Origin of the sequence: Methanosarcina spelaei (assembly GCF_002287235.1) — an archaeon.
Lineage (GTDB): Archaea > Halobacteriota > Methanosarcinia > Methanosarcinales > Methanosarcinaceae > Methanosarcina > Methanosarcina spelaei.
Map to the genome: position 1 here is coordinate 1 of NZ_LMVP01000158.1, position 4,137 is coordinate 4,137.

Annotated in this window: 5 protein-coding genes; 3 read left to right on the forward strand and 2 right to left on the reverse strand. The window is 39.5% G+C overall.

The features are described 5' to 3' along the window. The coding region (locus ASJ81_RS09475) for an IS1634 family transposase (RefSeq protein ID WP_095644259.1) at positions 1–1,074 on the reverse strand (1,074 nt) is incomplete at its 3' end. 191 nt (positions 1,075–1,265) lie between these two features. On the opposite strand from ASJ81_RS09475, the gene ASJ81_RS09480 reads away from it, so the two are divergent. After that, positions 1,266–1,586, forward strand: a complete 321-nt coding sequence (locus tag ASJ81_RS09480; protein WP_141241645.1) for a hypothetical protein — start codon at positions 1,266–1,268, stop codon at positions 1,584–1,586. Between the two features lie 179 nt (positions 1,587–1,765). Here ASJ81_RS09480 and ASJ81_RS09485 read toward each other — a convergent pair whose 3' ends face one another. After that, a complete protein-coding gene (locus tag ASJ81_RS09485; RefSeq protein WP_245860004.1) occupies positions 1,766–2,020 on the reverse strand; it encodes a hypothetical protein in 255 nt (84 codons plus the stop codon). 133 nt (positions 2,021–2,153) lie between these two features. On the opposite strand from ASJ81_RS09485, the gene ASJ81_RS09490 reads away from it, so the two are divergent. Together ASJ81_RS09490 and glmM are read left to right on the forward strand one after the other, a co-directional pair. Beyond that, positions 2,154–2,348 carry a YwbE family protein gene (locus tag ASJ81_RS09490; protein ID WP_095644262.1) on the forward strand — a complete coding sequence of 65 codons (195 nt, stop codon included), beginning with the start codon at positions 2,154–2,156 and terminating at the stop codon, positions 2,346–2,348. A 356-nt stretch (positions 2,349–2,704) separates the two neighbouring features. Then, positions 2,705–4,063, forward strand: coding sequence for a phosphoglucosamine mutase (gene glmM / locus ASJ81_RS09495; protein WP_095644261.1), 1,359 nt, complete (start codon positions 2,705–2,707; stop codon positions 4,061–4,063). Positions 4,064–4,137 lie beyond the last annotated feature (74 nt).

A 4,137-nucleotide genomic window follows, 5' to 3' on the forward strand; every position in this document is an offset into this window, starting at 1 on the left:
TTTTTTAACGGTTTTCAAATCTACTTTTTCAAACACAATAGAAGGGAAATCTGCAGTCCATTTTTCTGCTGCTTTTAATGCATCTTCTTCACAGAAAAAGTCCTCTCCTACCAGTTTTTTAAGCGACTTTTCTGCTTTTTCAAGTTCATTTTGAAGCTTCTTTCTGAGAGTTATCTCTTTCTTTTCTTTCATTTTATGAGAAAGCAACAAAACCCACTTTTGCTTGACTCCCCCATAATCAACAAAGGTTTGATAAAATGAGTATCTTTCATCGCTTTTCAGTGGCTTCAGGTTTAGATTTGCATTTAGCAGTTCCTTTGCCTCATTAATTGTTGCAGGAACACGACTGATCCAGAATGACTTTCCTATATTATTGATATTATTGTCAGTGTAAAAGGAACTATCAGCGACATAGTACACTTTGCTTTCAGGACTTAAAGCTGATTTGAGAGACTTTATTGCTTCCAGAATTGTGCTTTTGTCGGAAGCATTCCCTGAATGAGTGTTCATAAAAAGGGGTATTCCATGCTGATTTACAATCAAACTTAGCACAAATTGTTTGAGATCCCATCTTCCGTTTTTGGGAATTCCAAAAGTGATATCAATAGACTCCGTTTCTTCGTCTTGATAATCACCATAAACGCTGACACTTGTAGTGTCAGCGTGTAAACAATGGACAGGAATAGGTAGACGATTCATAATGTGAAGAACAATTTCCGTAAACAGTTTTGTAGGACCATACTTTACGATTCTGTCAAGAGTTTCTCCGATAGCATATTGATTCAGATCTTCTCGTGTTACACCTTCTCCAAAAAGTCTTTCTATAGAAATATTCCTGAAAAAGTCAGGAAAAAGGTATAGACGTTGACCTATGAAACCAAGACCATTGAGTACCATGGCAAGGATGCAGACTGAGTGAGGAATCTTGTGATCCCTTTCCTTTGGGAGTTTCTCATCGATCAGTTTGTCAACTTCAAGTTCTCGGAAAACTCCAGCAATGAGACCAAGGTGACCTAAAAATCTTGTACGTTTTATTGAGGATTCGACTAGTCGACTGTTGTTTTTGTCTGCCATGGAAAATCAAGAAAAAAGATGTGAGAATAATTATATTAACTTATATGTTTACCTGCCGAATCTAGGATGTAAGATCAAAAGAAAATGCAAGTCTTGGAGTCGTAAGACCTGAACTTTTTGATGTAAAGATCGAAATAAACAGCACTGAAATATACGACAAGCAGCAGTATTTCAATTTGATGGGCGATTGTTTGATTGATAAAAGAGAAAGAGTCAAAATGCCTGTCGAGTTAAGATATCATTTCAGGTGCAAAAATGACCCCACCTGCAAAGGACACCATATAATTCTGCTCGACTGGGAACTTAACGAACTTGCAAGAAATATAATGCAGAAAGACATAGACACTGCATCAATAGAAGAAAAGATTAGAAACAAGTTCTATGACTACATGAAGGAAAGAGACCTTTATTTTGTGATGGGAACCCATTTCCGCTTCAAGACCTGGATGATCATAGGGATTTTCTATTTAAGGAAGGAAGACAAAAAGCAAAAGAATCTTTTTGATTTTTAAATTTGAGGTTTTTTCCATTTCTAATAGTGACATTAAGAACCACATATACGCATTTTTCTTATTCAAATCAGGAACGGATGATTTTTGATATTGGGTACCGATGCTCTCACCGGCTGCCAAGCAGCCGGCCTTTTCCTTAATGCAAAAAGAAAGAGACTGAACTTCAAAAAGCAGCACTGTTATTTTTTCGTGTCTTTTTTCCCTTTCTCTGCTTTTATTCTCTCAAGCAAAACCTCCGCCGTCTCATAATCCCTGCCTTCTTTTTTTGCAATTTCAGCCTCTGTCTCAACAAGTTGACCGGAAAATGCCTTTGCAAGAATGGACTGCCTGAGTTTTTCTGTTTTCTCTCTTGCCGCTGAAACTTTTGCTTCAATTGAGTCAGCAAAGGCAAAGAGCGCTTTAACATACCGTATTATTTGTTTTATTCTTTTCATTAAGAAAAAACCGCTTCGCTTCGCGAGCGGAACAAGAACGACCAAAATACAACAGTAAGGCTGTACTTTTCCAAATTCAAAGTTGTTTTTTTCAAACCTACACCTTTATATAACTCCAGATTTACCTTCTGCCATGAACAACGGTACTGTCAGAGCAAATATTAAAGAAGGGATGAGTGTCGGAATAGTCTTAAAAGCAGACCAGAAAACCGGAAAAATTACGCGGGGCGTTGTAAAAAGAATTTTAACCAACTCTTCAACTCATCCGCACGGAATAAAAGTACAGTTAACGGATGGCCAGGTCGGAAGAGTCAAGGAAATCTATTGAAAGCTGCAGGACAAATTATGTTTCAAAAATCGCACTTAAATAAGAAAAAATGACTTGCAGGAAGCAAGTCTTATCCATTTTTAAACTCAACGTTCTGGTTAATTCACTTCAAACTCTTAGCTTCCCGGTCATCTCAGTGCAAAATTCTCTTTTATAATTCCCTAAGTACCTTTTCCTAATCGACTTTTAGAAGGAGAATATAACGAGCTATTTTATAATATAGCGCGTATAAAAGTACATAAAAAATGTAAAAAATCTAACTCATGGACTTATTAAAACATATAAAAATTCATTTAATATGGATTAACTTGCCAGAATGGTATTATTCACACTTAAACCTAATGGGGAGACCTTAAATGGCATTATTTGGAACGAACGGCGTACGTGGTATCGCCAATGAATATATAACTCCTGAGCTGGCGGTCAATTTAGCCAGATGCCTTGGTACATACATGGGGTCAAAAGGCACCGTTGCCATAGGGTGTGACACTCGAATCTCAGGTCAGATGCTGAAGTCTGCCGCAATTGCCGGGGCTCTTTCGACAGGCCTGAGTGTGGTAGATGTAGGGATAGTCCCTACTCCTTCTATCCTGTACTATGTAAGAGATTTCGCCGATTCCGGGATAATTATAACTGCGTCACATAACCCCAGACAATATAATGGAATCAAGTTTATTGCAGGAGATGGTTCGGAATTTTCAAGAGATGCAGAAAAAGACATAGAGGAGATTTATCATTCCGGAAAATATTCCACTGTGTCCTGGGAAAAAACCGGCAGATTCAGAACCGATCCAGGAGTCAATGAATATTACGTAAGAAATATTATTAAGTCCGTAAATGCCGAAGCCATCCGCAGCCGTAGATTTAAGGTAGTTACAGACACAGGCTGCGGAGCAGGTTCCCTTACTCTTCCTTTCCTGCTCAGGGAACTGGGCTGCCAGGTCTTGACCCTTGAAGCTCAGCTTGACGGGACTTTCCCCTGGAGAAACCCCGAACCCTTACCTGAATCCCTGCCCGAATTAACTAATCTTGTGAAAATGACAGGTGCTGATCTGGGAGTAGCTCAGGACGGAGATGCGGATAGAGTGGTATTCGTGGACGAAAATGGGCAGTTCGTAAATGATGATGTTCTGCTTGCCATGATGGCAAAATATATGGTTGAACATGAAAAAGGTCCGTTAGTGACTCCTGTTAGCTCTTCTCAGAGAATGGTCGATGTCGCAAAAGAGGAAGGCGTCCAGTTATACTGGACTGCTGTCGGCTCCATAAACGTTACCCGAAAGATGATGGAAGTGAATGCCGTCTTCGGAGGCGAGGGCAATGGGGGTCTTATTTTTCCCAAACATCAATACTGCAGAGACGGAGCAATGGGTTGTGCCAAGGTCCTTGAAATCCTGGCTGGCGGAAAAAAACTTTCCGATCTTGAAAAAAGTGTACCTCAGTACTTTAACGAAAAAACCAAAATTCCTGCTAAAAATACACATGCTACTATGGAGATTGTGAAAAATGAGGCATCAGGACTTGGATACAAAATAGACACAACCGACGGGGTAAAAATCTGGTACGAAGACGGCTGGGTCCTTATGCGTCCATCTGGTACAGAACCAATCTTCCGGATCTTTGCCGAAGCAAAAGATCAGAAAAGAGCAAAGGAACTTATGCAGGAAGGTCTGAACATGGTAACAAGAGCAGAGAAGCTCTCGGCTCTCAAATAAACTTCATCCAAAATGATAAATCTGTCTTTCCGCAGATCTTCACTCAAATGTAGTATTTTTCACAATTTATCTAC

Bases quoted from the DNA above. Each gene is read 5' to 3' on its own strand.
- glmM (WP_095644261.1), top strand. From the start codon at position 2,705: ATGGCATTATTTGGAACGAACGGCGTACGTGGTATCGCCAATGAATAT.
- ASJ81_RS09490 (WP_095644262.1), top strand. From the start codon at position 2,154: ATGAACAACGGTACTGTCAGAGCAAATATTAAAGAAGGGATGAGTGTC.
- ASJ81_RS09485 (WP_245860004.1), bottom strand. From the start codon at position 2,020: ATGAAAAGAATAAAACAAATAATACGGTATGTTAAAGCGCTCTTTGCC.